The sequence below is a fragment of the Burkholderia sp. 9775_39 genome (assembly GCF_015712225.1).
Classification (GTDB): Bacteria; Pseudomonadota; Gammaproteobacteria; order Burkholderiales; family Burkholderiaceae; genus Burkholderia; species Burkholderia cenocepacia.
In genome coordinates this window covers 222,676-246,775 of the sequence record NZ_JACCQC010000006.1, presented here as the reverse complement: position 1 = coordinate 246,775, position 24,100 = coordinate 222,676, and the positions used below count along the sequence as shown (strand labels likewise).

Annotated in this window: 26 protein-coding genes, 1 other RNA gene and 1 riboswitch; of the genes, 12 read left to right on the top strand and 15 right to left on the bottom strand. The window is 69.2% G+C overall.

Annotation, left to right across the window (positions count from 1 at the left end):
- The first annotated feature begins 6 nt into the window (after positions 1-6).
- The gene (locus H0X90_RS10985; protein ID WP_077188812.1) at positions 7-762 is read left to right on the top strand and encodes a DUF2486 family protein; all 756 of its coding nucleotides are present in this window, start codon (positions 7-9) and stop codon (positions 760-762) included.
- A 126-nt stretch (positions 763-888) separates the two neighbouring features.
- Here H0X90_RS10985 and H0X90_RS10980 read toward each other — a convergent pair whose 3' ends face one another.
- The gene (locus H0X90_RS10980; RefSeq protein ID WP_006496118.1) at positions 889-1,215 is read right to left on the bottom strand and encodes a c-type cytochrome; all 327 of its coding nucleotides are present in this window, start codon (positions 1,213-1,215) and stop codon (positions 889-891) included.
- Positions 1,216-1,343: 128 nt separating this feature from the next.
- A complete protein-coding gene (gene ilvD, locus H0X90_RS10975; protein ID WP_077188813.1) occupies positions 1,344-3,017 on the bottom strand; it encodes a dihydroxy-acid dehydratase in 1,674 nt (557 codons plus the stop codon).
- A gap of 134 nt (positions 3,018-3,151) precedes the next feature.
- On the opposite strand from ilvD, the gene H0X90_RS10970 reads away from it, so the two are divergent.
- Both H0X90_RS10970 and lgt read left to right on the top strand, forming a co-directional pair.
- The gene (locus H0X90_RS10970) at positions 3,152-4,066 is read left to right on the top strand and encodes a LysR substrate-binding domain-containing protein (protein ID WP_048989039.1); all 915 of its coding nucleotides are present in this window, start codon (positions 3,152-3,154) and stop codon (positions 4,064-4,066) included.
- Between the two features lie 87 nt (positions 4,067-4,153).
- The gene (gene lgt / locus H0X90_RS10965) at positions 4,154-5,050 is read left to right on the top strand and encodes a prolipoprotein diacylglyceryl transferase (protein WP_034201458.1); all 897 of its coding nucleotides are present in this window, start codon (positions 4,154-4,156) and stop codon (positions 5,048-5,050) included.
- A gap of 123 nt (positions 5,051-5,173) precedes the next feature.
- Here the strand turns inward: lgt and H0X90_RS10960 are convergent, their stop codons facing one another.
- The 5 genes from H0X90_RS10960 to H0X90_RS10940 form a co-directional block, all read right to left on the bottom strand.
- Positions 5,174-5,914, bottom strand: coding sequence for an SIMPL domain-containing protein (locus H0X90_RS10960; RefSeq protein WP_006484449.1), 741 nt, complete (start codon positions 5,912-5,914; stop codon positions 5,174-5,176).
- Between the two features lie 182 nt (positions 5,915-6,096).
- Positions 6,097-6,558, bottom strand: coding sequence for an EVE domain-containing protein (locus H0X90_RS10955; RefSeq protein WP_006478090.1), 462 nt, complete (start codon positions 6,556-6,558; stop codon positions 6,097-6,099).
- A 311-nt stretch (positions 6,559-6,869) separates the two neighbouring features.
- Positions 6,870-7,051, bottom strand: a non-coding RNA gene (ssrS, locus tag H0X90_RS10950) — 6S RNA.
- Positions 7,052-7,132: 81 nt separating this feature from the next.
- A complete protein-coding gene (locus tag H0X90_RS10945) occupies positions 7,133-7,447 on the bottom strand; it encodes a cell division protein ZapA (RefSeq protein ID WP_006478091.1) in 315 nt (104 codons plus the stop codon).
- The gene (locus H0X90_RS10940) at positions 7,444-7,794 is read right to left on the bottom strand and encodes an ATPase (RefSeq protein ID WP_006478092.1); all 351 of its coding nucleotides are present in this window, start codon (positions 7,792-7,794) and stop codon (positions 7,444-7,446) included. Before H0X90_RS10940 ends, H0X90_RS10945 begins: the two co-directional genes overlap by 4 nt.
- 154 nt (positions 7,795-7,948) lie before the next feature.
- Positions 7,949-8,198, top strand: a riboswitch (cobalamin riboswitch).
- A 158-nt stretch (positions 8,199-8,356) separates the two neighbouring features.
- Between H0X90_RS10940 and H0X90_RS10935 the strand changes: the two genes are divergently transcribed.
- The 5 genes from H0X90_RS10935 to cobC all read left to right on the top strand — a co-directional run bounded on the left by H0X90_RS10935 (position 8,357) and on the right by cobC (position 12,619).
- Positions 8,357-9,355: an iron ABC transporter permease gene (locus H0X90_RS10935; protein WP_227739781.1), complete on the top strand. Its 999-nt coding sequence runs from the start codon at positions 8,357-8,359 to the stop codon at positions 9,353-9,355.
- Entirely contained in the window at positions 9,352-10,167 is an 816-nt protein-coding gene (locus H0X90_RS10930) for an ABC transporter ATP-binding protein (protein WP_077188814.1), read from the top strand. The genes H0X90_RS10935 and H0X90_RS10930 overlap by 4 nt, the downstream gene beginning before the upstream one ends.
- A 61-nt stretch (positions 10,168-10,228) precedes the next feature.
- Positions 10,229-11,284 (top strand): nicotinate-nucleotide--dimethylbenzimidazole phosphoribosyltransferase, encoded by a 1,056-nt coding sequence (gene cobT / locus H0X90_RS10925; protein ID WP_077188815.1) that lies wholly within the window; start codon positions 10,229-10,231, stop codon positions 11,282-11,284.
- Between the two features lie 13 nt (positions 11,285-11,297).
- Entirely contained in the window at positions 11,298-12,050 is a 753-nt protein-coding gene (locus H0X90_RS10920; protein ID WP_006496111.1) for an adenosylcobinamide-GDP ribazoletransferase, read from the top strand.
- The gene (gene cobC, locus H0X90_RS10915; protein ID WP_006496110.1) at positions 12,035-12,619 is read left to right on the top strand and encodes an alpha-ribazole phosphatase; all 585 of its coding nucleotides are present in this window, start codon (positions 12,035-12,037) and stop codon (positions 12,617-12,619) included. The genes H0X90_RS10920 and cobC overlap by 16 nt, the downstream gene beginning before the upstream one ends.
- A 104-nt stretch (positions 12,620-12,723) precedes the next feature.
- Here cobC and H0X90_RS10910 read toward each other — a convergent pair whose 3' ends face one another.
- Genes H0X90_RS10910 through cobU form a run of 4 tightly spaced genes read right to left on the bottom strand, consistent with a single transcriptional unit; the run spans position 12,724 to position 16,151 of the window.
- On the bottom strand, positions 12,724-13,641 hold the full coding sequence (locus H0X90_RS10910) for a cobalamin-binding protein (protein ID WP_077188816.1): 918 nt from the start codon (positions 13,639-13,641) through the stop codon (positions 12,724-12,726).
- Complete coding sequence (gene cobD / locus H0X90_RS10905; RefSeq protein ID WP_077188817.1) at positions 13,638-14,654, bottom strand: threonine-phosphate decarboxylase CobD; 1,017 nt, start codon at positions 14,652-14,654, stop codon at positions 13,638-13,640. The genes H0X90_RS10910 and cobD overlap by 4 nt, the downstream gene beginning before the upstream one ends.
- Positions 14,647-15,591, bottom strand: a complete 945-nt coding sequence (cbiB, locus tag H0X90_RS10900; protein WP_077188818.1) for an adenosylcobinamide-phosphate synthase CbiB — start codon at positions 15,589-15,591, stop codon at positions 14,647-14,649. Before cbiB ends, cobD begins: the two co-directional genes overlap by 8 nt.
- Positions 15,585-16,151, bottom strand: coding sequence for a bifunctional adenosylcobinamide kinase/adenosylcobinamide-phosphate guanylyltransferase (gene cobU / locus H0X90_RS10895; RefSeq protein ID WP_196438139.1), 567 nt, complete (start codon positions 16,149-16,151; stop codon positions 15,585-15,587). Before cobU ends, cbiB begins: the two co-directional genes overlap by 7 nt.
- A gap of 75 nt (positions 16,152-16,226) precedes the next feature.
- On the opposite strand from cobU, the gene H0X90_RS10890 reads away from it, so the two are divergent.
- The 3 genes from H0X90_RS10890 (at position 16,227) to H0X90_RS10880 (ending at position 19,324) form a co-directional block, all read left to right on the top strand.
- Positions 16,227-17,741, top strand: coding sequence for a cobyric acid synthase (locus tag H0X90_RS10890; protein ID WP_077188819.1), 1,515 nt, complete (start codon positions 16,227-16,229; stop codon positions 17,739-17,741).
- 359 nt (positions 17,742-18,100) lie between these two features.
- Positions 18,101-18,514 carry a DoxX family protein gene (locus H0X90_RS10885; protein WP_058901710.1) on the top strand — a complete coding sequence of 138 codons (414 nt, stop codon included), beginning with the start codon at positions 18,101-18,103 and terminating at the stop codon, positions 18,512-18,514.
- A gap of 147 nt (positions 18,515-18,661) precedes the next feature.
- A complete protein-coding gene (locus tag H0X90_RS10880) occupies positions 18,662-19,324 on the top strand; it encodes a ParA family protein (RefSeq protein WP_058901709.1) in 663 nt (220 codons plus the stop codon).
- Between the two features lie 131 nt (positions 19,325-19,455).
- Here H0X90_RS10880 and panD read toward each other — a convergent pair whose 3' ends face one another.
- The 4 genes from panD to H0X90_RS10860 all read right to left on the bottom strand — a co-directional run bounded on the left by panD (position 19,456) and on the right by H0X90_RS10860 (position 22,062).
- Positions 19,456-19,842 (bottom strand): aspartate 1-decarboxylase, encoded by a 387-nt coding sequence (gene panD, locus H0X90_RS10875; protein ID WP_006484038.1) that lies wholly within the window; start codon positions 19,840-19,842, stop codon positions 19,456-19,458.
- 44 nt (positions 19,843-19,886) lie between these two features.
- Positions 19,887-20,726 carry a pantoate--beta-alanine ligase gene (gene panC / locus H0X90_RS10870; protein ID WP_077188820.1) on the bottom strand — a complete coding sequence of 280 codons (840 nt, stop codon included), beginning with the start codon at positions 20,724-20,726 and terminating at the stop codon, positions 19,887-19,889.
- A 270-nt stretch (positions 20,727-20,996) separates the two neighbouring features.
- Positions 20,997-21,869 carry a ScpA family protein gene (locus H0X90_RS10865; protein ID WP_006478106.1) on the bottom strand — a complete coding sequence of 291 codons (873 nt, stop codon included), beginning with the start codon at positions 21,867-21,869 and terminating at the stop codon, positions 20,997-20,999.
- Positions 21,870-21,873: 4 nt separating this feature from the next.
- On the bottom strand, positions 21,874-22,062 hold the full coding sequence (locus H0X90_RS10860) for a DUF3460 family protein (protein ID WP_006484044.1): 189 nt from the start codon (positions 22,060-22,062) through the stop codon (positions 21,874-21,876).
- A 216-nt stretch (positions 22,063-22,278) separates the two neighbouring features.
- Between H0X90_RS10860 and H0X90_RS10855 the strand changes: the two genes are divergently transcribed.
- The gene (locus tag H0X90_RS10855; RefSeq protein WP_077188821.1) at positions 22,279-24,093 is read left to right on the top strand and encodes an autotransporter assembly complex family protein; all 1,815 of its coding nucleotides are present in this window, start codon (positions 22,279-22,281) and stop codon (positions 24,091-24,093) included.
- The last annotated feature ends 7 nt before the right edge of the window (positions 24,094-24,100 follow it).

Below are 24,100 nucleotides of genomic sequence, written 5' to 3'. Positions count from 1 at the left end.
GTTCCCGTGACAGAAGCCGATTCATCCTCGATCCCGACACTGACCGACGTGCTGGTGCCGGGCAAGCCGGCGTCGGCGCGTTCGTCCGCGTCCGCCGCCGCCGCGCCGCACGACCGCGCGGCGATTCCGGTGCTCACCGACGTGATCGCACCGGGCGCCGCCGCTGCCGCGCCGGCCGATTCCCGTCAAACCGAAGCCGACCCCGATTCCGTCGTGGTCGAACGCGTCCCGACGCCGCACGTGCCGGCCGTCGAGCTGCCGGGCGACGTGGCGACGCCGGCCGCCGCGGGCGAGACCGATGCGCCGGCCGAACCCGGCGCCGCGGAGCGCGTGGTCGCCGAAGAGGCCGGGGCGACGATGGCGCCGCTGCGCTCGTCGCTGGTCAATGACGACCTGCCGCAGCCCACGTTCGCCGCGATGGTGCACGAAGCGGCCGGGCACGCGCCCGATACGGCGATGCCGGAGGCGGTCCTGCCGAGCGCAGCGCCGCAGCCGGATGCGCAGGCCGCGGACGGGCTGACGCCGGAAGATGCACAGCACGTCGCCGAACGGCTGCGCAATCGCCTGACGAATTATCTGACCGGGGCCGGGCGCGAGGCCATCGAAGCGCGTTGTCGCGATGCGCTGCACGAGCATTCGGCCTGGCTGGTCGGCCAAGTCACGCGCGAAGTCGCGCTCGCGCTGGAAACCGAGGTGATGGACTGGGTGCGCGATGCGGTCGATGAAGAGATCGCCCGTCGTCGCGCCGGTCATTCCGGCTGAACGGGCCATCGTTCGCGAACGGGGAGCAGGTGCGGTAAGCGCCTGTGAAGCCGCCGGCCGGTCGTTACAGGGCTGCCTTCTTGCGGCGCCCTGCACCCGACGGGGGGCGCCGCGCCGCTATCCGGTTCAGCGTACCGACAGCACCCACTGCGCGAGCGTGTGCGCTTCGGTGCTCGTCAGTTGCGTATTGGCGGGCATCGGCACGCTGCCCCACACGCCGACGCTGCCTTTCACGATCGATTGCGCGAGGTAATCGACCGCATCGCCACGCGCCGCGTACTTGCCGGCGATGTCGCGAAACGCCGGGCCCATCAGCGGCTTGCCGATCGCATGGCAGGCCATGCAGTTCCTGCGCTGCGCCAGGGCGAGTCCGTCGGCCTGGTCGGCACGCGCCGCCGCCGCGCTGCCGGTCAGCAGCGTCGCGAGCAGCACGCGCAATATCGTCTGTTTCATGCGGTTCTCCGCCGGCGGGGACGGCCGGCTTCATGGTCCGCGCATTATAGAAGCAAAGGGGAAGCAGGTTTTGCGCGTTCCCCAGGCGGCCCCCGTTTATCGGGGCCGCATGCGATGGTGTCCCTGCCTCAGCCCGTGACCGCCCCCTGGTTCGCCGGCCGCGCGAGCGCCGCGAATTTGGCGAGCACCCCGCGCGTATAGCGCGGCGCCGGTTGCCGCCACGCGGCGCGGCGGCGTGCGAGTTCCGCCTCGTCGACGTTCAGTTGCAGCAGCAGCCGGTGCGCGTCGATCGTGATCGAATCGCCTTCCTGCACCAGCGCGATCGTGCCGCCGACGAACGCCTCCGGCGCGACGTGGCCGACCACCATGCCCCAGGTGCCGCCCGAGAAGCGGCCGTCCGTGATGAAGCCGACCGATTCGCCGAGCCCCTTGCCGATGATCACGGAAGTCGGCGCGAGCATTTCCGGCATGCCGGGGCCGCCCTGCGGGCCGAGGTAGCGCAGCACGAGGATGTCGCCCGCGCGGATCCGGTCGCCGAGGATCGCGTCCATCGCGCTCTGCTCGTCGTCGAACACGCGCGCCGGGCCCGTGATCACCGGGTTCTTCAGGCCGGTGATTTTCGCGACCGCACCGTCTTCCGCGAGATTGCCCTTCAGGATCGCCAGGTGGCCTTCCTTGTACAGCGCGCGGTCGATCGGGAAGATCACGTGCTGATCCGCGCGCGGCACGCTCGGCACGTCCTTCAGCTCGTCGGCGATCGTGCGGCCGGTGATCGTCATGCAGTCGCCGTGCAGCAGCCCCGCATCGAGCAGGATCTTCAGCACCTGCGGAATCCCGCCGGCCCGGTGCAGGTCGGTCGCGACGTACTTTCCGGACGGCTTCAGGTCGCAGATCACCGGCACGCGCTTGCGGATGCGCTCGAAGTCGTCGATCGTCCAGTCGACCTCGGCCGCGTGCGCGATCGCGAGATAGTGCAGCACCGCGTTGGTCGAGCCGCCGGTGGCCATGATCAGCGACACCGCGTTCTCGATCGATTCCTTCGTGATGATGTCGCGCGGCTTCAGGTCGCGCTTCACCGCCTCGACTAGCACGCGCGCCGATTCGGCGGCCGAATCGACTTTCTCCTGGTCGGGGTTCGCCATCGTCGACGAATACAGCAGCGACATCCCGAGCGCCTCGAACGACGAGCTCATCGTGTTCGCGGTGTACATGCCGCCGCACGAACCCGACGTCGGGCACGCGTTCTTCTCGACGCCTTCGAAATCCTCCTGCGACATCCGGCCCGCGGTGAATTCGCCGACGGCCTCGAACGACGACACGATCGTCAGGTCGCGGCCTTTCCAGTTGCCCGGGCGGATCGTGCCGCCGTACACGTAGATGCCCGGCACGTTCAGGCGCGCGAGCGCGATCATGCCGCCCGGCATGTTCTTGTCGCAGCCGCCGACCACCACCACGCCGTCCATCCACTGGCCCTGCACGCAGGTCTCGATGCAGTCGGCGATCACTTCGCGCGACACGAGCGAATACTTCATCCCTTCGGTGCCCATCGACATGCCGTCCGAAATCGTCGGCGTGCCGAAGATCTGCGGATTCGCGCCGGCCGCCTTCACGGCATCCACGGCCGCGTCCGACAGGCGCTGCAGGCCGGAATTGCACGGCGTGATCGTCGAGTGGCCGTTCGCGATGCCGACCATCGGTTTGTCGAAATCGTCCTTCTGGTAGCCGAGGGCGTAATACATCGAGCGGTTCGGCGAACGGGCCACGCCTTGCGTGATGTGCTTCGAGCGGCGGTTGTACGACATGGGGGACTCCATCGTTGTATGGGCGTCACCCTGAAGGGCGCGCCGGTTCGGATCGAACAAGCATGGAGTTTCCCGATTGGGATGTCCAATATATTATTTGTCGCCTATTAAGTCGTTTTTCGAATGAGTTGAACATGGCCGATCCGATCCCCGACCTGCGCCAGTGGCGCTATTTCGCGACCGTCGCCGACGAGCGCCACTTCGGTCGCGCGGCCGAGCGCCTGTCGATGACGCAGCCGCCGCTGTCGCAGGCGATCCGCGCGCTCGAGGACGCGTTGGGCGTCGCGCTGTTCGTGCGCACCAAGCGCTCGGTGGCGCTGACGGCGGTCGGCGCGGCGTTGTTGCCGGACGTGCACCGGCTGCTGGCGTCGGCCGATGCACTGCCGCCGCTCGCGCGACGGCTCGCACGCGGGGAGGCCGGCTCGCTGTCGCTCGCATTCGTGTCGACCGCCGATTACGGGCTGTTGCCGTCTTTGCTGCGTGCGTTCGGCGCGCGCTACCCGCAGGTGCGGTTGCAGCTCGCCGAAGCGACGAGCGACGTGCAGATCGACGAACTCGTCGCCGGGCGCATCGACGCCGGGCTCGTCATTCCGCCCGTGCCGCCGCGTCACGCGGCCGGGCTGTCGTACCTGCCGGTCGTGCGCGAGCCGCTGGTGGTCGCGATGCCGGCCGGGGCGTCCGATGCGCCCGAGGACGTGCCCGTGCAGCTTGCCGATGTCGCCGCGTTGCCGCTCGTGATCTTTCCGCGCCGTTTGGCGCCCGGCTTTTATGACATCATTACGGGCTGCTACGGCGCGGCGGGGGCAACCCCGCGCATCGGCCAGGAGGCGATCCAGATGCAGACGATCGTCAGCCTCGTGTCGGCCGGCATGGGCGTCGCACTGGTGCCGCAATCGCTGCGTAACCTGCGGCGCACCGGCGTGGTCTACCGGCCGCTCGCCGGCTCTGCGCCGGTCGTCGAGACGGGGCTCGTGTGGCGCACCGGCGACGTGAGCCCCGTGCTCGCCGGCTTCATCGACGTCGTGCGCGCACAAGGTCTTGCCGCGTGACGTGAACGATGGCGCGCGGGCGCCGTCCAACGCGCGGTGCTGCGCGTGCGACGGCCGTACCGTATTCGAAAACTTCTTCGCTAACCCATGATCATTCACCCGAATTTCGACCCCGTTGCGATCCATCTCGGGCCGCTGGCCGTGCGCTGGTACGGCCTCATGTATCTCGTCGGCTTCATCGCGGCGATCGTCGTCGGCCGGATCCGCCTGAAGCTGCCGTACGTCGCGGCGCAGGGCTGGACCGCGAAGGACATCGACGACATGATGTTCTACGGCGTGCTGGGCACCGTGCTCGGCGGCCGGCTCGGCTACGTGCTGTTCTACAAGGCCGATTTCTACTTTTCGCACCCGCTCGACGTGTTCAAGGTGTGGGAAGGCGGCATGTCGTTTCACGGCGGCTTCCTCGGCGTGACGCTCGCGATGATGCTGTTCGCGTGGCAGCGCAAGCGGCACTGGCTGCAGGTCACCGATTTCGTCGCGCCGATGGTGCCGACCGGGCTCGCGGCGGGGCGGCTCGGCAACTTCATCAACGGCGAACTGTGGGGCCGCGTGACCGATCCGACGGCGCCGTGGGCGATGCTGTTCCCGGGCGCGATGCGCGACGATGCGGCATGGCTGCCGAAGCATCCGGCACTCGTCGAGAAGTGGCATCTCGCCGACGTGTTCATGCAATACCAGATGCTGCCGCGCCATCCTTCGCAGCTCTATGAAATCGCGCTCGAAGGTATCGCACTGTTCTTCGTGCTGTTCCTGTTCGCGCGCAAGCCGCGGCCGATGGGCGCGATATCGGCACTGTTCCTGATCGGTTATGGCCTCGCGCGCTTCACGGTCGAGTTCGCGCGCGAACCCGACGACTTCCTCGGTCTGCTGGCGCTCGGCCTGTCGATGGGGCAGTGGCTGTCGCTGCCGATGATCGTCGCGGGGATCGCGATGATGGTCTGGGCGTATCGCCGCCGCGCGGCGAACGCGAATGCGGCTGCATGAAGTGATTACGTGACGCGGTATCGATGCACGCGTGATCGGCGCGTGCATCGGCTGCGCGGATGTACATGAAAAACGCCGGCCCTCGGGCCGGCGTTTTCGTTTCCGACAACTGCGCGACGCGCGTTACTTCATCTGCACGGAGCCGTTGACGGTGACCGACACGGTGGCCTTGCCGCCTTCGACCGCGATCGGCGCGCTCATCTTCGCGCTGTCCATCGGCGCCGCGGCCATCGCCATCATGCGCGTGTACGGCTGCACGTTGCGGCCGCTGCCGACGTTCACGTCGCGGATCGTGTAGCTGCTGTAGCCGAACGCCTTCGCGGCTTCGTCCGCGCGGGCGCGGAACGACTTGATCGCTTCCGTCGTGAGCTTTTGCTCGGCCGCGCGCTGCGCTTCCGGCGACAACGAGAACTCGACGTTCGCGACCTGCATCAGGTTCGACAACTGGCCTGCCAGCTTCGACGCCGCGGCGAAATCGCGCGATTCGAGCGCGACCTCGGTGCGGCCGCGCCATGCGGAGATCTTGCCGTCGCGATCGGTGCTCGGATACACGGAGAACGCACCCGTATGCGCGGTGACGCCCGACACGCCCTTCGCCTGCGACAGCGCCGCGTCCGCGCGCTGGTTCAGCTGCGCGGTGAGGCTGCCCGGATCCTTGGCCTGCTGCTCGTAGAACAGCGTGATATGAATGATGTCCTGCGGCACGTCGGCACTGGCCTGCGACGAAAGCGACAGCACGCCCGCCGGCTCCGGAAAGTGCGGGTTCGCCGTCTGGGCGTGCGCGGCGGGCGACGCGAGCGTCAGCGCGACGGGAACGGCGGCGGCAAGGGCGAGCGACAGCGCGAGTGCGGATTTCTTGGTCATTGTTGGACTCCTTGTGCGAGGGCGCGCACGCGGATCACGCGTGCACGACGCGGGCGTACCGCGCGACGAAAAAAACGACAGCCGGCCCGATCGGCCGACAGCGGTTGCTTAGGCCGTGCGAACCGGCCGCGAGTTCCGTCGCGGCGGCGTGTACTGACCAGATTTGACCTTTGGCGCGCGGCCTACTTCATCAACTTTTCGGTGATGAAGCGCCATTCCGCCCGCGTGACCGGCGTGATCGACAGCCGGTTGCCGCGGGCGAGCACGCGCATGTCGGCCAGCTCGTCGTGCTCGCGCAGCGCGGCGAGCGGCACGAGCGGCGACTTCTTCACGAAGCGCACGTCGACGAGCAGCCAGCGTGGCGCTTCCTGCGTCGATTTCGGATCGTAATAGGGGCTTTTCGGATCGAACTGCGTCGGATCGGGGTAGGGCGTCGACGATACTTCGGCGAGGCCCGCGATGCCCGGCTCGGGGCAGCTCGAGTGATAGAACAGCACGCCGTCGCCGATCTTCATCGTGTCGCGCATGAAATTGCGCGCCTGATAGTTGCGCACGCCGGTCCACGGCAGCGAGCGCTGCGGTGCGTTGGCGAGATCGTCGATGCTTGCTTCGTCCGGTTCGGACTTCATCAGCCAGTATTGCATGGATCGTAATCGACGCAGAATGGGCATGAGGGTCTGTTTGCATGCGGAACGCGCATGCGTTGCCACGAGGACGGCCGTTCTCGTGGCAACCCAAACTAAAAATTCAATCCACGGGAATGCCCGAAATCGCCCGTATGGCGGCGTCGCTCGTCACTTGCCTGGCTCGGCCACACGGCGCTCCTCGCTTCTTGCCTGCGCCCCGCAAGGACGTCCCCTCGGGGGACGAGCGATTTCGGGCATTCGCATGCGCGTTCCGCATGCAAACAGACCCTCAAAAGGAAACGGCATCGGAAATTCCCGATGCCGTTGGATAGGCCCCCGCCTTGGCCGCTAGGCCGGCATCCTGAACCTGAGGTTCAGAATTGGTCGCAGTTAGCAGCACTTCGGGTACATCAGACAGAGTGACGCGCGCGCCCGTGCTACAAATTTCCGCAACCGTGCACATGGCATTGGTTCAAGGAATATATGACCTTGGCGAACCAGGCAGGGAAGCTGACTGAACTGTGATTCGATGCGCCAATTTGACCACCGTTGACCGTCGAGATCAAGCGGAATCGACGCATCGTTTGAAACGTTACTGCGTCTCGTGCTGTGCGAGCACCGCACCGAGTTGTTCGTTCATCTGGTGCATTGTACGACGGATTTCCTCCGCCGGAAATGCTTCACCATGCCGCACGCTCGTTTGCAGCCGCAGCAATTCCGATGCGAGCGACAGCGCCGCCATCACCGCGATGCGATCGGTGCCGCGTACCGAGCTGTTCGAGCGGATTTTCGACATTTCGGCGTCGACGCGCGCGACCGCTTCGAGCAGCGCCGCTTCGGTCTCGGCCGAACAGGCGAGCCGATAGGGCTGACCGAGAATCGAGACTTCGATCTGCTTGGTGCTCATGCATGTTCTCCGTGGCTGGCCGCGTCATCGCCATCCGTGCGCGCCTGCGCATCCAGCAGGTCGAGCTGGTTGTCGGCTTGCTCCGCGCTCTTCGAGCGCGGCAGCTTTTCGAGAATCGCGTTCAGTTTCACCTGGGCGTCGTCGATCTTCGCCGACAGCGTGTCGCGCTCGGCCGCGAGCGCATTGCGTTCGTCGCGCAGCTGCGCGAGTTCCGCGCGGACCGTGTCCGCTTCCGCGCGCAATTGCGCGACCTGCTCCTCGAGCGCGAGCCGTTCCGAGTGATAGCGCTTGTTCAGCGAAATCAGACGGCCAATATTTTGAGATAGGGTTTCGAGTTCGTTGAGCATTTGCTGCGTCCTCTAAAGACCCAGCATTTTAGCGCGGAATAACGCGCAATCCGACATCTGTAACGTTTCCAGTCGTAACACCCCTGCTTCTTGCCGCGAATAGGCGCGTCCCGCGTGTCTCCGGACGCTTCCTTGACGCTCGCGCGACCGGCTCCTAAACTGGCGCCGCCTCGGTGCTCGCGCGCAGGACGCGCGGTTAAACGGGAAGCAGGGTGCGGGCTCCGCGAGCGCGTCAACCTGCGCTGCCCCCGCAACGGTAAGCGGCCGCGTCGCATGACGCAGGCCGGCTCGGGCGCGTTTCGCGTGCAGGTCGCACGCGGGCGCGGGCCACTGCGCGTCATCGCGCGGGAAGGCGAGCCGGACCGCCGCCAGCCCGGATACCGGCCGAGACGGGGAGCCCGCACGGGCTCCATGACGCGCGGCCTGCGGGGAAGCGGGGCGCGCAATGCTTCACGGAACGTTCTTCGATGCCGACCCCAATCGTCCGCCACGCGCCCCCGTCGCGCCCGGCCGGCCCCTGCAAGCGGATGCGCCGTGCGTCGGGCGCGCGGCCGTGCGCCGCATGAGCGCCGCACGCGCCACTGTCATCTGGGCCGCGCTGGCCGCCGTGGTCGCATTGCTGTTCGTCGCGTCGCTGTCGATCGGCAGCGTGCCGATGTCGCCGTGGCAGGCACTCGCTTCGCTCGTGCCGCACGGCGGCGATACCCTGTTTGCCGATATCGTCCGCACGCTGCGCCTGCCGCGCGCGCTCGCGGGTTTCGCGTGCGGCGCGCTGCTCGCGCTAGCCGGCGCGTTGTTGCAAGTGCTGCTGCGCAATCCGCTCGCGGAGCCGTACGTGCTGGGCGTGTCCGGCGGCGCGGCCGGCTTCGCGCTCGTCGCGATGATCGCGGGCGGCGCGTGGTGGCTCGTCGACGCATCCGCGTTCGCCGGTTCGCTCGTCTCGGTCGCGCTCGTGCTCGGTCTCGCCAGACGCGAGCTGTGGCGCGGCGAATCGCGCGACGCATCGCCGCGGCTGCTGCTCACCGGCGTCGTGATCGCGGCGGGATGGGGCGCGCTCGTCACGCTGTTGCTGTCGCTCGCGCCCGATGCGCGGCTGCGCGGCATCATCTTCTGGCTGACGGGCGACCTGAACGGCGCGACGGCGCCGTGGTTCGCGTGGGGCGCGCTGTTGCTGAGCGCGTGCGTCGCGCTGCCGGCCGCGCCGCAACTGAACGTGCTGCTGCGCGGCGACGCGACCGCGCAGGCGCTCGGCGTACCGGTCGCGCGGCTGCGCGTGCGGATCTATCTCGTCGCGTCGCTGGCCGCGGCCGCTGCCGTGACGACGGCCGGCACGATCGGCTTCGTCGGGCTCGTCGTGCCGCATGCGCTGCGGCTCGCGTTCGGCAACGACCAGCGGATGCTGCTGCCGGCCGCGATGCTCGCGGGCGGTGGCGGCGTGATGGCGGCCGACCTGCTCGCGCGCACCGCGATCGCGCCCGCGCAACTGCCGGTCGGCGTGATGACCGCGTTGATCGGCGTGCCGGTGTTCCTGTGGATGTTGCTGAGGAGGCCGATGCGATGACGGGCGCCACACCGTACGTCGCCGCCGGCGACATGCACTACAGGGCCGTCGACCTGACATTGAAGGCCGGCGCGCGCACGCTGCTCGATCGCTTCACGCACGCGTTCCGCCCCGGCGAGATCTGGTGCGTCGCCGGGCCGAACGGCGCGGGCAAGACGACGCTGCTCGCCACGCTCGCGGGATTGCAGCCGCCCGCCGGCGGACACGTCGAGATCGACGGCCGGCCGCTTGCCGCGTGGCGTCCCGAGCACCTCGCGCAGCGCCGCGCGCTGATGCCGCAGCAATTGCACGATGCGTTCAGCGCGACGGTGTTCGACACGGTGCTGCTCAACCGCTTTCCGTATCTCGGCGGCTGGGGCTGGGAGCGCGACGGCGACCGCGCGGCCGCGCGCGATGCGCTGGCGACGTTCGACCTGAGCTCGCTCGCGGCGCGCGACGTGATGTCGCTGTCGGGCGGCGAGCGGCAGCGGGTCGCGCTGGCCGCGACGCTGTGCCAGGATGCGCCGCTGATGCTGCTCGACGAACCGCTCGCGCATCTCGACCTGCATCACCAGATCGACTGCCTGACCGCGCTCGCCGCGTGGCTCGCGGCAGGCCCGCGCACGGTGGTGTTTTCGTGTCACGACCTGAATCTCGCGCGGCGTTTCGCGACGCATGCGCTGCTGCTCGACGGCCGCGGCCAAGCGTGGGCCGGCCGCGTGCACGACGTGCTGACGCCCGAGCGCGCGAGCGACGCGTTCGGCTATCCGCTCGTGCTGATCCGCGAGAACGGCCGCGATGCGCTGCTGCCCGCATGGCCTGCGCGACAATGACGTTTCCCGTTCCGATTTTTCCGATGCGCGGCGCATGCCGCGCGCACGACACGGCTCCTCGATGATGACTCCGACCCAATTCCCGCCCGCGATCGCGCCGCTCGACGACGCACTGCGCAAGCGCCTCCAACATGTGATCGACCACAAGACCAAGCCACCCGGCAGCCTCGGTCAGCTCGAGGCGGTCGCGCTGCAGATCGGCCTGATCCAGCACACCGAGCGGCCGGTCGTGCAGCGGCCCGCGACGATCGTGTTCGCGGGCGACCACGGGATCGCGGCCGAGGGCGTCAGTCCTTATCCGCAGGCGGTGACCGCGCAGATGGTCGCGAACTTCCTGGCCGGCGGTGCGGCGATCAACGCGTTTTCGGGTGTCGCGCAGAGCACGCTCGAGATCGTCGATGCGGGCGTCGCGTCGCCGCTGCCGCTGTCGGACCGGCTGGTGTCGCTGCCGGTCGCGCGCGGCACGCGCAACTTCGCGGCGCAGCCGGCGATGACGCGCGACGAGGCGATGGCCGCGCTGGCCGCCGGCGCGGCGCGCGTTCGCCTGCACGCGTCGCTCGGCACGAACGTGATCGGCTTCGGCGAGATGGGGATCGCGAACACGTCGTCGGCCGCGTGCCTGATGAGCCGTCTGCTCGACGTGCCGATCGACGCATGCGTCGGCCGCGGCACGGGGCTCGACGATCAGGGCCTCGCGCACAAGCGCGCGGTGCTCGGCCGCGCGCTCGTCAAGCATTCGCATGCGATCGCGCCGCTCGACGTGCTCGCGACGTTCGGCGGCTTCGAGATCGCGATGATGACGGGCGCGTACCTCGCGGCCGCGAGCGAGCGGATGACGATCCTCGTCGACGGCTTCATCGCGACCGCCGCGCTGCTCGTCGCCGAGCGCATCGCGCCCGGCGTGCGCGACTACTGCGTGTTCTCGCATACGTCGCACGAGGCCGGCCATCGGCGCATGCTCGAGCATTTCGGCGCGAAGCCGCTGCTCGCGCTCGACCTGCGGCTCGGCGAAGGCACGGGCGCCGCGCTCGCGCTGCCGCTGGTGCGCGCGGCGGCCGCGTTCCTGAGCGAGATGGCGAGTTTCGAATCCGCCGGTGTCGACAATCGTGACGCCTGAGCGCGCGCGCGGCATGCGGGCCGAACTGCGCTACTTCTTCGTCGCGCTCGGCTATTTCACGCGCGTGCCCGTGCCGCGCTCGATCGGCTATGCGGCCGGCGATCTCGACCAGGCCGCGCGCTATTTCCCGCTCGTCGGCGCTTGCGTCGGCGCATGGGGCGCGCTGGTCTATCTCGTCGCGCTGCGCGCGCTGCCACCGTCGATCGCGGTCGGGCTGTCGATGGCCGCGACGCTGCTCGCGACCGGCGCCTTCCACGAAGACGGCCTCGCCGACAGTTGCGACGCGTTCGGCGGCGGCTACACGCGCGACGACGTGCTGCGCATCATGCACGATTCGCGGATCGGCACGTTCGGTGCGGTCGCGCTCGTGATCGCGCTCGGGCTGAAATGGCAGGCGCTGACGTCGATGCTGCCGCTGCGCGCCGCATGGACGATGATCGCCGCGCATGCGGCGAGCCGCGCGATGGCCGTGAGCCTGCTGATGACGCTCGACTACGTGCGGCCCGAAGGCAAGGCGAAGCCGGTCGCGCAACGGATGGGCGCACGCGCGGCGTGCGTCGCGGCGGTGTTCGGACTGCCGTGGCTGTTCTGGCCGGACTGGCGCATGGGCGTTGCCGCATGCGTGGCGCTCGTCCTGGTGCGCGCGTGGCTGGCCCGCTACTTCGTGAAGCGGATCGGCGGTTATACGGGCGACTGTCTCGGTTTCGCGCAGCAATTGGGCGAATTGGCCATCTATCTCGTGGTGCTCGGATGGACATCGTCCTGATCCGCCATCCGGCCGTCGGCATCGAGCCGGGCATCTGCTACGGGCGCAGCGACGTGCCGCTCGCCGAATCGGCCGATGGCGGCGCGCAGGCCGTGTGTGCGCATCTGTCGACACTCGGCGCGCCGTTGCCCGAACAGGTCTGGACGAGCCCGCTGACGCGCTGCGCGTCGATTGCCGAACGGCTCGCGCGGGCACTCGACGTGCCGCTGCGGCGCGATGCCGACTGGCAGGAAATGGATTTCGGCGCGTGGGAAATGCAGCGCTGGGACGATATCGACCGCGCGGCACTCGATGCATGGGCGGCCGACCTGATGCATGCGTGCGCGCACGGCGGCGAAAGCGTGGCGCGATTCGTCGCGCGGATTGCGCGGCAGGCCGATGCGATGGCGAAGCTCGACGGCCCGCAATGGGTCGTCACGCATGCGGGCGTGATCCGCGCGTTCGCGTCGCATCTATTGCGTGTGCCGCTCGATACGCTGCTGTCGCGGCCGGTGCCGACGGGCGGGGCCGTCTGGCTGCGCGCGGACGACGACGCACAAGCAGCGGAAGTCGTGCACTGGGACGCGTAGGCGCGGTTGCGTCTGCAGATGACCGACGCCGCGCAGGACCGATCCGTCGCGCTCACCCGGCGCATCCGATATCGATGCGCGATGCACCCGCCCGCCGCCGGACATCAGCGCGCCGGCCGCCGCGCACGCGCGGCATCCAGGTCCTCGCACAGCGCGGCCGCGCCCTGCGCGATGCGCGGCGACGGCCGCGTCAGCAGATCGCCGTCGATCGCGAACAGGTTGTTGCGCGCCACGGCCGTCAGCGCGGGCCACGCACGCCAGCGCGCGAGGCTCGGCAGCGGTTCGTTCGAACGGGTCGCCCCGGCGCTCGTTGTCACGATCGCTTCCGGATTCGCCGCGAGCACGGCTTCGTCGGTCACGGTCGGCGCGAGCGGCTTGAGCGACGCAAATACGTTGCGGCCGCCGCAGAGTTCGAACACTTCGTTGATCAGGTGCGTGCCGTTGAGCGTCGTCAGCGGGCGGTCCCACACCTGGAAGAACATCGAGACGGGCGGGCGTGCCGCGTAGCGTGCGCGCAGGGCCGCGATGTCGCGCATGAAGGCGGCCGCGGCGGCATCGGCGGTCGGTTGCGTGCCGAGCAGCGTGCCGAGCCGGCGCAGCGACGACGATACGTCGTCGAGATGCTTCGGTTCACTGAAGAACAGCGGAATGTGCAGCGCGCGCAGCGCTTCGGTCTGCCGCTCGGCGTTGCCGTGCCGCCAGACGACGATCAGGTCGGGCTTTAGCGCGGCGATGCGTTCGAGGTCGAGCGCCTTGTTGTCGCCGACGCGCGGCACCGCTTGCGCGGCGGGCGGATAGTCGCTGTACGTGACGGTGCCGACGAGCTTCGCACCGCCGCCGGCCGCGTAGACGAGTTCGGTCGTGTGCGGGGCGAGACTGATCACGCGTTGGGCAGGCGCGGGTAACGTGACCGTATTGCCGGCGTCGTCGCGCGTCGAGACGTCGGCGTGGACGAGCGGTGCATGAACGAGCGCGGTCAGCAGCGCGGCCGGCGCGAGCCGACGGAACATGCGCGGACTCATGCGGACGCCTGCAGCAGGGGTACGCACTGCGCGAGCGCGTCGCCGAGGCGCTGCCATTCGGCTTCGCTCGCCGGCAGGCCGATGCGTACGCTCGACGGCGCCGGGAAGTGCCGCGTCCAGATTCCGTGTGCCGCAAGCGCGGCATGCAGCACGGAGGCGCGCGGGTCGTCGCTCCAGCTGAAGAGCGGCGTCGCGCGAACCGCGAAGCCGTGCGCGCGCAGCAGTGCGGCCAAACGTTCGCCGTTGGCCGCGAGCCGCTCGCGGGCGGCAGCTTGCCATGCGCGATCGGCGAACGCCGCGGCGACCGCGTGGCGCGCGGGGCCGCCGACCGTCCACGCGCCTAGCGTGTCGCGCAGCGCGGCGATCAGCGCGGGACACGCGAGCACAAAGCCCGCGCGAATCCCGGCGAGCCCGAAGAACTTGCCGACCGAGCGCAGCACGACGAGCCCCGGACGATCGGCGTGCGGCGCGAGCGATGGGGCGGCGCCCGTGTCGGCGAACGCTTCGTCGACGATCAGCGTACCGCCGCGTGCCGCCAGTTGCGCATGCCAGCCGAGCAGGCGCGCGGTCGGCACGAATTCGGCGGTCGGATTGTTCGGATTCCCGACGATGACGTGACGCAGCGTCGCGGGCAGCGTATCCGCGTGGATGTCGAGCGCGACGACGCGATGGCCGTGGCGCGCGAACGCGGGTGCGTATTCGCCGTACGCGAGCGCCGCGACGCCGGCGTCGCCGGCCGGCAGCAACGCCGGCAACGCGCGGATCGCGGCCTGGCTGCCGGCGACCGGCAGCACGTGCGCGGGATCGGGCGCGTGGTAGTACTGCGCGGCGCAGGCCGCGAGGCCGTCGCCGTCGTCGGGCAGCCGGCGCCAGGCGTTGGCCGGCACGGGGGGCACCGGGTAGCCGACCGGATTGATGCCGGTCGACAGATCGAGCCACGCGTCGTACGGAATGCCGTGGCGGCGGGCGGCTTCATGCAGGTTGCCGCCGTGCGCGATGGATGAATCAGACATGATGGGTGGCCATGACGAGTGCGCCGCTCGCGACCAGCAGCGCGAGCCACAGCGCGAGCGTGCGCGTGACGAGCGACAGCGCGGCGACGATGTGAAGGGCGGTGGCCGTGGCCCCGGTGCCGAGCACCGGGCGATCCTCGATTTCGCCGTGATAGACGGCCGGGCCGCCGAGTTGCACGTTCAGGCTACCGGCGCCCGCGGCCATCACGGGGCCCGCGTTCGGGCTGTCCCAGTGGCGCGCCTGCGTGCGCCAGCAGCGCCATGCGGCGGCCGTGTCACCGAGCAGCGCGTAGCTCGCGGCGGTGAGCCGCGCGGGCATCCAGTTCAGCGCGTCGTCGAGGCGCGCGGCGGCCCAGCCGAAGGTCAGGAAGCGCGGCGTGCGGTAGCCCCACATTGCGTCGAGCGTGTTCGCGAGCCGGAACAGCAATGCGCCGGGCCCGCCCGCGACGACGAACCAGAAGAGCGCGCCGAAGATCGCGTCGTTGCCGTTTTCGAGCGCCGATTCGACGGCCGCGCGCGACAGCGCACCTTTGTCCGCGTTGCTGGTGTCGCGCGACACGATGCGCGCGGTCAGCGCGCGTGCCGCTTCGAGGTCGCGCCGCAGCAGCGCGGCGGCGATCGGCGCGACGTGTTCGGCGAGGCTCTTCGCGCCGAGCGCGAACCACAGCAGCGCGACGTGCAGCGCAGCGGCGAACGGCCAGGGCAGCACGGCGACGAGCCATGCCGCGACGGCCACCGGCGGCACGACCGCCGCGAGCCACGCGGCGACGCCGATCACACGGCCGCGCCGGCCCGTGTTCAACGCGGCTTCGATGCGCGCGGCGAGGCGGCCGAACGCGACGAGCGGATGCCAGCCGGCCGGCTCGCCGATGGCGCGGTCGACGATCGCGGCCGCGACCGCGAGCATCGCGACGACCGGCAGCGACAGCATCAGCATGACCGGGCTCCCGCCTTGAGGTCGAGCGGCAGCCCGGCAACCAGCAGCGTGACGCGCGTCGCGAGCGCGGCGACGCGCTGGTTCAGGCGCCCGAGCTCGTCGACGTAGCGGCGCGTGACCGACCCGAGCGGCACGACGCCGAGCCCGATCTCGTTGCTGACGACGATCACCTTCGCGCGTGCGCCGCGCAACGCGTGCTCGAGCCGCTCGACCTGCGCCGCGTAGTGCGCATCGTCGAGCGGTTCGCCGTCGGCGGGGCACAGCAGGTTCGTGAGCCACAGCGTCAGGCAGTCGACGAGCAGGCACGCGTGCGGATCGTCGAGCCGCGCGAGCGTGCCCGCGAGATCGATGGGCGCGTCGGCGAACCCCCATTCGGCCGGCCGGCGCGCGCGGTGATGCGCGATGCGCTGCGCGAATTCGGCATCGGCATCGGCGGCGGTGGCGGTGGCGGTCGCGATGTAGGTAACGGGGCGGCCGCTGTCGGCGGCGAGCCGCTCGGCATGCGCGCTCTTGCCCGAGCGCGCGCCGCCGAGGACGAAGGTGAGGTCGTGCGGAATCATCGCGTGATTGTAACGGCGCGCACGACCCGGCGCGGGCGATAATGCCGCCTTTGCTTCGCGACGACCTTTGACACGATGAATGCACCCGAGCCGCGGCCGCGCGGCACGCTGATGATCCAGGGCACGACGTCCGACGCGGGCAAGAGCACGCTCGTCGCGGGCCTGTGCCGCCTCGCGCGCCGCGGCGGCGCGCGCGTGGCCCCGTTCAAGCCGCAGAACATGGCGCTCAACAGCGCGGTGACGGCCGATGGCGGCGAGATCGGCCGTGCGCAGGCGCTGCAGGCGCTGGCCGCCGACGTTGCGCCGCATACGGATTTCAATCCGGTGCTGCTGAAACCGACGAGCGACCGCGGCGCGCAGGTGATCATTCACGGCAAGGCGCGCATGAACCTCGACGCGCGGGCGTATCACGACTACAAGCCGGTCGCGTTCGATGCGGTGCTCGAATCGTACGCGCGCCTGCGCGCCGGTTACGACACGGTGATCGTCGAAGGCGCCGGCAGTCCGGCCGAGATCAACCTGCGCGATGGCGACATCGCGAACATGGGGTTTGCCGAGCGGGTCGACTGCCCGGTCGTGCTCGTCGCCGACATCGATCGCGGCGGCGTGTTCGCGCATCTGGTCGGCACGCTCGCATGTCTGTCGGACAGCGAGCGCGCACGTGTGCGCGGCTTCGTGATCAACCGCTTCCGCGGCGACCTCAAGCTGCTCGAACCAGGGCTCGACTGGCTGCGCGCGCGGACGGGCAAGCCGGTGTTCGGCGTGCTGCCGTATCTGCACGGGCTGCTGCTCGACGCGGAGGACATGCTGCCCGCGCAGGCGCGCAGCGCCGCCGCACGGGGCGATGCCGGCGTGCTGCGCGTGGTGGTGCCCGCGCTGCCGCGCATCAGCAACCACACCGATTTCGATCCGCTACGCGCGCATCCGCAGGTCGAATTCACGTACTGGAAGAGCGGCCCCGTGCCCGACGCCGACCTGCTGATCCTGCCCGGTTCGAAGAGCGTGCAGCGCGACCTCGCGTGGCTGCGCGACGCGGGCTGGGACGCGCTGATCCGGCGCCATCTGCGCTACGGCGGCAAGGTGATCGGCATCTGCGGCGGCATGCAGATGCTCGGCCGCACGCTCGACGATCCGCTCGGCCTCGAAGGCGCACCCGGCAGCGTGCCGGGGCTCGGGCTGCTCGATTTCGACACGACGCTGCAACCCGACAAGACGCTGAAGAACGTGACCGGGCAACTCGCGCTGCCGGGCGCGGCCGCCGTGCGCGGCTACGAGATTCACATGGGCGACACGCGCGGGCCGGCGCTCGAGACGCCCGCGCTGATGCTGGCCGCCGATGCCGCGCGGGACGGCGTGCGGGAGGGCGTGCGTCCCGACGGCGCGCTGTCGGCCGACGGCCAGATTCTCGCGACCTACGTGCACGGGCTGTTCGACGCGCCCGACGCCTGCGCGGCGCTGCTCGCGTGGGCGGGGCTCGACGGCGCGGCCCGCATCGACTACCCGGCGCTGCGCGAGGCTTCGCTGGAACGGCTGGCCGACACGTTCGCCGCGCACCTCGACCTCGACGCGCTGTACGCCGAGTTTCGTTGAGGCCGGCCCTCGCTTTTTCCGCTCGATCGCGTACAACAGAGGAGGGCGGAGGTCCGCCCGAAGGAGGGCGACGAGAGGGCTCGACGGTGGTGGGGCGTCCTGCTCGCGGTGCTGCTGGGCGTGTCGGCGGTGGCGCAGGCGTGCGATTCGTATGCGCCGGGCGGTGGCCAGTCCGGCGGCGACGCCACGCAAGGCAAGAGCGGTTACTGAGCGGGATGCGGGGCATGATCGGTCATGCTCTTTTTTGCGATTCAATTCGTTCTTAAATGGAATCAATTTAAGCGAGATTGCGTGTTTATCGGCTGAATCGATTCGAATAGAGTGCGATTCACTCCCATCCACTCACGAAGGAATCCGTCATGAACGCCAACCGCCTGAACGATTTCGCCGCGACGCTGCTGCGCGTCGCCCTCGGCGTGCTGTACCTCGCGCACGTCGCACAGAAGGTCTTTGTTTTCACGTTGCCCGGCACCGTGCAGTTCTTCGCGTCGATCGGCCTGCCGGGCTGGCTCGCCTACCTGACCACGTTCGTCGAACTGGCGGGCGGCCTGGCGCTGCTCGCGGGGGTCCGCGTGCGCATCGCCGCGCTGGTGCTGCTGCCGTTCATGCTCGGCGCGGTCGCCGCGCATCTGCCGAACGGCTGGAGCTTCGCATCGCCGCACGGCGGCTGGGAATATCCGGCGTTCTGGGCCGTCACGCTGGCCGTGCAGGCCCTGCTGGGCGGCGGCGCGTTCGCGCTCGGCACGCGGGAGGCCGCGCTCCAGCGCGCATGACCTGACGGAAAGCCGACGAAACCGGCACGCGGTTCGGCGTGACCGGTTCCGGTGACACCCCGTTTGCCGATATCATCGCTCCCTGTATCCGCAATCGAGCGGCGCCTGCCATACGGCCGGCGCCGCGCGGCTTTTTCGGGGGAATTCATGACGGTCATCGTGGTGGCGAATCCGAAGGGCGGCGTGGGCAAGAGCACGCTGTCCACCAATCTAGCCGGCTATTTCGCGGCGCAAGGCGCATGGGTCGCGCTGGCCGACCTGGACCGGCAGCAGTCCGCGCATGCGTGGCTCGACCTGCGGCCGGCTGGCTTGCCGGCGATCGAGGCGTGGGAACTCGATCCGGAGGCGCCGTCGAAGCCGCCGCGCGGGCTGGAATATGCGGTGATCGATACGCCGGCCGGCCTGCACGGCACGCGGCTCAACGTCGCGCTGCAACTGGCCGACAAGGTGATCGTGCCGCTGCAGCCGTCGATGTTCGATATTCTCGCGACCCAGCAGTTTCTGGAGCGCCTCGCCGGCGAGAAGGCCGTGCGCAAGGGCAGCGTCGAGGTCGGGATCGTCGGGATGCGGGTCGACGCGCGCACGCGCTCGTCCGACCAGCTGCACCGGTTCGTCGAGGGGCTCGGCCTGCCGGTGCTCGGCTACGTGCGCGACACGCAGAACTACGTGCAGATCGCCGCGCACGGCCTGACGCTGTGGGACGTCGCGAAAAGCCGCGTCGAGAAGGATCTCGAACAGTGGCGGCCGATCGTCGAATGGGCCGAACGCCGCGCGCCGAAGGCCGAGAAGGCCGCCAAGGCAGCGTCCTGAACGCCCGGCCGTCCGGCCGATGCGACCTCCAATGAGAAAGGGCCGGATCCCGTCGCGCACGGTATCCGGCCCTTCGGTCGCCAGCGGCATCGCTGCACCGCGCGCCACGGCACGCGGGCATGCCGCTCAGGTCACGTCCAGTTCTGCGTCGGCACATGATCGCGGTGGCCCTTGATCTTGTTGCCTTCGTCGATGAACACGAGCTTCGGCTTCCAGCCGGCCTGCAGTTCGGCCTCGTCGACCATCGCGAACGCCGCGATGATCACGAGGTCGCCGAGCTGCGCGCGGCGCGCGGCCGAGCCGTTCAGCGAGATCATCCCGCTGCCGCGCTCGCCCTTGATCGCGTACGTCGAGAAACGCTCGCCGTTGTTGATGTTCCAGATGTCGATCCGTTCGTTTTCGATGAGGCCCGCCGCTTCGAGCAGGTCTTCGTCGATCGCGCACGAACCTTCGTAGTGCAGTTCGCAGTGCGTGACCGCCGCGCGGTGGATCTTCGATTTGAGCATGTGGCGCTGCATGGTGTCTCCGTGATGCGTCGTGAGAGGCGCGGGCGGGCCGCCCGTCAGATTTCCAGGTTGTCGATGAGGCGCGTCGCGCCGAGCTTCGCGGCCGCAAGCACGACGAGCGGCTCGCCGGCTTCGAGTTCGGCGGCGCTCGGTGCGACCAGGTTCGCGCGGCGGCGGATCGCGATGTAGTCGGGCGCCCAGCCGCGTTCGGCCAGGTGCGTGTGCGCGTGCTGCTCGAGCTTGCCGAGGTCGCGCTCGCCGCCGAGCACGCTGTCGCGCACGCGCTGCAGCGTTTTCGCCAGCTCGGGCGCTTCCCTGCGCTCGTCGGGCGTCAGGTAGCGGTTGCGCGACGACAGCGCGAGGCCGTCCTTGTCCCGCACGGTCTCGGCCGCGATGATCTCGACCGGCAGCGCGAGCTGCTGGCACATGCGGCGCACGATCATCAACTGCTGGTAATCCTTCTTGCCGAACACGGCGACGCGCGGCTGCACGCAGGACATCAGTTTCGTGACGACCGTGCACACGCCGGCGAAGAAGCCGGGCCGGAACTCGCCTTCGAGAATCCCGCCGAGATCGTCCGGCGGCAGCACGCGGTATTCCTGCGGCTCAGGGTACATGTCGCGCTCGGTCGGCGCGAACAGCACGTACACGTTTTCCTGCTGCAGCTTCTCGATATCGTCCTGGAGCGTGCGCGGGTACTTGTCGAAATCCTCGTTCGGGCCGAATTGCAGCCGGTTGACGAAGATGCTCGCCACGACCGGGTCGCCGTGCTGGCGCGCGAGGCGCATCAGCGACAGGTGCCCTTCGTGCAGGTTGCCCATGGTCGGCACGAACGCCGTGCGGTTCTGTCCGCGCAGCTGGTCGCGCAGTTCCTGGATCGAGCTGATGACTTTCATGATCGGGTAGCGGGTTCCTCGCGCAGGCGCGCGTTGGCGCCGCAGCAGCGGCGTCGGGGTCGAAGCGGAGAACGCCGGCGCGCGGGCGGCGCATCGGGCGTCGGCGGATTGTAGAGGATTTGGCCGCGCGACGCATCGATAAAAGAACGATCGTTCACTTTTTATCGAGGCTTGCCGGATACGTGTCGGATACGCGCCGGACGGCCACCCGCCGCGGCGAAGCGGCGAGCGTCGGAGCGAACCGGGAACGGGAGGCGACGGGGGCGGCCCTTATGCGGGCAGGTACGCGAGACGCACGTAGATCGGCGCGAACGGCTCGGCCTGCGTGATCTCGAGCAGCGATTCGCGCGCGAGTTCGAGCATCGCGATGAAGTTCACGACGACGACCGGCACGCCGCGCGACGTGTCGAACAGGTCGGCGAACTCCATGAAGCGCGCGTTCTGCAGCCGGCGCAGGATCAGGCTCATGTGTTCGCGCACCGACAGCTCCTCGCGGGAAATCTTGTGGTGCTGGACGAGCTTCGCGCGCTTGAGCACGTCGGCCCACGCGGCGCGCAGGTCGTCCGAATTCACGTCGGGAAAGCGTGGCGTGACGCTTTGCTCGATGTACACCTCGGCGCGCAGGAAATCGCGGCCGAGCTGCGGCAGCTGGTCGAGCCGCTGCGCGGCGAGCTTCATCTGCTCGTACTCCAGCAGCCGGCGCACGAGTTCGGCGCGCGGATCCTCGGCTTCCTCGCCGGTGTCGGCCTTCTTGACCGGCAGCAGCATCCGCGACTTGATCTCGATCAGCATCGCGGCCATCAGCAGGTACTCGGCCGCGAGCTCGAGGTTCGACGCGCGGATCTGGTCGACGTAGCCAAGGTATTGCGCGGTGACCTGCGCCATCGGGATGTCGAGCACGTTGAAGTTCTGCTTGCGGATCAGGTACAGCAGCAGGTCGAGCGGGCCTTCGAACGTCTCGAGGAACACCTCGAGCGCATCGGGCGGGATGTAGAGGTCCTGCGGCAGCTTGAAGAGCGGCTCGCCGTACAGGCGTGCGAACGCCGCGACACCGTCGACCGTGTCGGGCGTCGAATCGGCGCCCGCGGGCGCGGCGATCGCGTCGTCCTGCCGGGCGGCGCTGGCCTCGTCGGCGGCGCTCACGTCGTCAGAAGTTCTGGTAGTAGACGTACGGCGTTTGCTTCACGCGCGATTCCTGCTGCTCGGCGCGCTCTTCGAGATCGATCGGCTGCTTGTCCCACAGCAGGGAACGGCCCTTGCGCTGCTCTTCTTCGAGCGTCGGCTTCTGCTGCTTGAGCTGGTTCAGGAACTGCGTGACGTCGGACTGGTACGGCATGGCTGGATCTTCCGTTTCGGGCGGCGCACGACGCGCCGGATTCGCGATGGCGGGATTTTACCGCATCACGGGGAACAGCCGGCGCCAATCGCGCGTCGAAACCGCGGGCCGGTGCCTAGCACTCTTTCACAATCGTTTGGCTGTGACGCCCGCGCCCTGTGGTCAAATACAGGGTTTTCCACGAAACCGTGACAATCCAGGACGGCGAGGTCATATTTGGCGGGGCAGTCGAACCAGCAAGCACACACGGCGCATGACGCGGGCCCGCGCGCGGCACGCGCTCGCGCCGGCGCCGCGGCCCGCGTCGCGCGGGCGGCCCTCGCGGGTTGCCTGGCCGCGTGCTTCGCGGTGCCGGCCCACGCGAAGTACGACGTCGACATCGACGCGCCGCGCTCGATCCGCAAGCTCCTCAAGACCCATCTCGACATCGCGCGCTTCGCGAAGCGCGACGACATCAGCGACGACCAGTTCGACTTCCTCGTGACCGCCACGCCGCAGCAGGTGCGCGACCTGGCCGCGACGGCCGGCTATTTCTCGCCGGTCGTGCGCACCGACGTGCGCACGCGCGACGGCAAGCGCGACGTGCGCATCGCCGTCGACCCGGGCAAGCAGACCGTCGTGTCGACGGTCGACCTGACGTTCAAGGGGCCGGTCGAGACCGAGGATCCGAAGCAGGAGACCGCCACCCGTTTCGCGTTCTCGATGAAGCCGGGCGACCCGTTCACGCAGTCCGACTGGGACAGCGCGAAGGACGCGGCGCTGCGGCAACTGCAGGCGCGCCGCTATCTCGGCGCGAAGATCGCGTCGTCCGAGGCGCGCATCGATCCGCGCACGCAGCGTGCGACACTCGCGGTCACGTTCGACAGCGGCCCGACGTTCACGATCGGCAAGGTTGATGTCGACGGCGTGCGTCGTTATCCGGAAAAGATCGTCACGAACGTCAATCCGTTGTCGGAAGGCGAGATCTACGACGTGCAGCGGATCGCGGAATTGCAGCGGCAGCTGCAGAACACGCCGTACTACGCGAGCGTCGCGATCGACGTCGGCGACGATACGTCGAAGCCCGAGCGCACGCCCGTGCACGTGAAGGTCAGCGAGTTCCCGTACAACAACATCCGCGGCGGCGTCGGCTTCGCCACCGATACGGGGCCGCACGTACAAGGCTCCTATACGTATCTCGACACGTTCGGCGCCGCGTGGCCGCTGACCGTCTCGGGCCGGCTCGACCAGATCCAGCAGTACGGGCAGGTCCAGCTGTCGATGCCGCCGGGCGAGAAGGGCTGGACCAACAGCGTGCTCGCGTCGTACACGAACACCAACGTGTCGGACACCCGCATCTACAGCGCGCGGGTCGGCGTGCAGCGTACGCGCACCGGGCAGTTCATCGACTATTCGTATTCGCTGATGTACTACCAGGATCGGCTCGACCAGAACGGCGCGGGGCCGACCACGAGCCGCGCGCTCGTGCCGCAATGGGCGTGGACGCGCCGCAACGTCGACGATCCGCTGTTTCCGCGCTCGGGCAACCTGATTCATGCGGAGGCCGGCTTCGCGGTCAAGGGCGTGCTGGCCGACGAGAGCTTCATCCGCGGCTACGCGCGCGGGCAGCAATACCTGCCGATCGGCAAGCGCGACCTGTTCGTGTTCCGCGCGGAGCTCGGCGGCGTGTTTACGAGCGGCAGCTCGACCGGCGTGCCGGCGTCGCTGCTGTTCCGCGCCGGCGGCTCGAACTCGGTGCGCGGCTACGGCTACCAGAGCATCGGCAACAGCGTCGACGGCTCCGTTTTGCCGACCAAGTACCTGATGACGGGTACGGCCGAATACCAGCACTGGTTCAACCGCGACTGGGGCGCCGCGACGTTCTTCGACATCGGCACCGCGACCGATGCGTGGGGCGAGCGCGTGTTTTACCCGGGCGTGGGCGTCGGTGCGCGCTGGCGCAGCCCGGTCGGCCCGATCAACGTCGACGTCGCGTACGGCCTGCGCAACCACAGCGTGCGCCCGTATTTGACGCTCGGCATCGCTTTCTGAACCTGCC

What these genes read in the sequence shown, in the direction of transcription:
- H0X90_RS10980 (WP_006496118.1), bottom strand. Translation starts at nt 1,215, where the DNA reads ATGAAACAGACGATATTGCGCGTGCTGCTCGCGACGCTGCTGACCGGC.
- ilvD (WP_077188813.1), bottom strand. Translation starts at nt 3,017, where the DNA reads ATGTCGTACAACCGCCGCTCGAAGCACATCACGCAAGGCGTGGCCCGT.
- H0X90_RS10970 (WP_048989039.1), top strand. Translation starts at nt 3,152, where the DNA reads ATGGCCGATCCGATCCCCGACCTGCGCCAGTGGCGCTATTTCGCGACC.
- lgt (WP_034201458.1), top strand. Translation starts at nt 4,154, where the DNA reads ATGATCATTCACCCGAATTTCGACCCCGTTGCGATCCATCTCGGGCCG.
- H0X90_RS10960 (WP_006484449.1), bottom strand. Translation starts at nt 5,914, where the DNA reads ATGACCAAGAAATCCGCACTCGCGCTGTCGCTCGCCCTTGCCGCCGCC.
- H0X90_RS10955 (WP_006478090.1), bottom strand. Translation starts at nt 6,558, where the DNA reads ATGCAATACTGGCTGATGAAGTCCGAACCGGACGAAGCAAGCATCGAC.
- H0X90_RS10945 (WP_006478091.1), bottom strand. Translation starts at nt 7,447, where the DNA reads ATGAGCACCAAGCAGATCGAAGTCTCGATTCTCGGTCAGCCCTATCGG.
- H0X90_RS10940 (WP_006478092.1), bottom strand. Translation starts at nt 7,794, where the DNA reads ATGCTCAACGAACTCGAAACCCTATCTCAAAATATTGGCCGTCTGATT.
- H0X90_RS10935 (WP_227739781.1), top strand. Translation starts at nt 8,357, where the DNA reads ATGAGCGCCGCACGCGCCACTGTCATCTGGGCCGCGCTGGCCGCCGTG.
- H0X90_RS10930 (WP_077188814.1), top strand. Translation starts at nt 9,352, where the DNA reads ATGACGGGCGCCACACCGTACGTCGCCGCCGGCGACATGCACTACAGG.
- cobT (WP_077188815.1), top strand. Translation starts at nt 10,229, where the DNA reads ATGATGACTCCGACCCAATTCCCGCCCGCGATCGCGCCGCTCGACGAC.
- H0X90_RS10920 (WP_006496111.1), top strand. Translation starts at nt 11,298, where the DNA reads ATGCGGGCCGAACTGCGCTACTTCTTCGTCGCGCTCGGCTATTTCACG.
- cobC (WP_006496110.1), top strand. Translation starts at nt 12,035, where the DNA reads ATGGACATCGTCCTGATCCGCCATCCGGCCGTCGGCATCGAGCCGGGC.
- H0X90_RS10910 (WP_077188816.1), bottom strand. Translation starts at nt 13,641, where the DNA reads ATGAGTCCGCGCATGTTCCGTCGGCTCGCGCCGGCCGCGCTGCTGACC.
- cobD (WP_077188817.1), bottom strand. Translation starts at nt 14,654, where the DNA reads ATGTCTGATTCATCCATCGCGCACGGCGGCAACCTGCATGAAGCCGCC.
- cbiB (WP_077188818.1), bottom strand. Translation starts at nt 15,591, where the DNA reads ATGCTGATGCTGTCGCTGCCGGTCGTCGCGATGCTCGCGGTCGCGGCC.
- cobU (WP_196438139.1), bottom strand. Translation starts at nt 16,151, where the DNA reads ATGATTCCGCACGACCTCACCTTCGTCCTCGGCGGCGCGCGCTCGGGC.
- H0X90_RS10890 (WP_077188819.1), top strand. Translation starts at nt 16,227, where the DNA reads ATGAATGCACCCGAGCCGCGGCCGCGCGGCACGCTGATGATCCAGGGC.
- H0X90_RS10885 (WP_058901710.1), top strand. Translation starts at nt 18,101, where the DNA reads ATGAACGCCAACCGCCTGAACGATTTCGCCGCGACGCTGCTGCGCGTC.
- H0X90_RS10880 (WP_058901709.1), top strand. Translation starts at nt 18,662, where the DNA reads ATGACGGTCATCGTGGTGGCGAATCCGAAGGGCGGCGTGGGCAAGAGC.
- panD (WP_006484038.1), bottom strand. Translation starts at nt 19,842, where the DNA reads ATGCAGCGCCACATGCTCAAATCGAAGATCCACCGCGCGGCGGTCACG.
- panC (WP_077188820.1), bottom strand. Translation starts at nt 20,726, where the DNA reads ATGAAAGTCATCAGCTCGATCCAGGAACTGCGCGACCAGCTGCGCGGA.
- H0X90_RS10860 (WP_006484044.1), bottom strand. Translation starts at nt 22,062, where the DNA reads ATGCCGTACCAGTCCGACGTCACGCAGTTCCTGAACCAGCTCAAGCAG.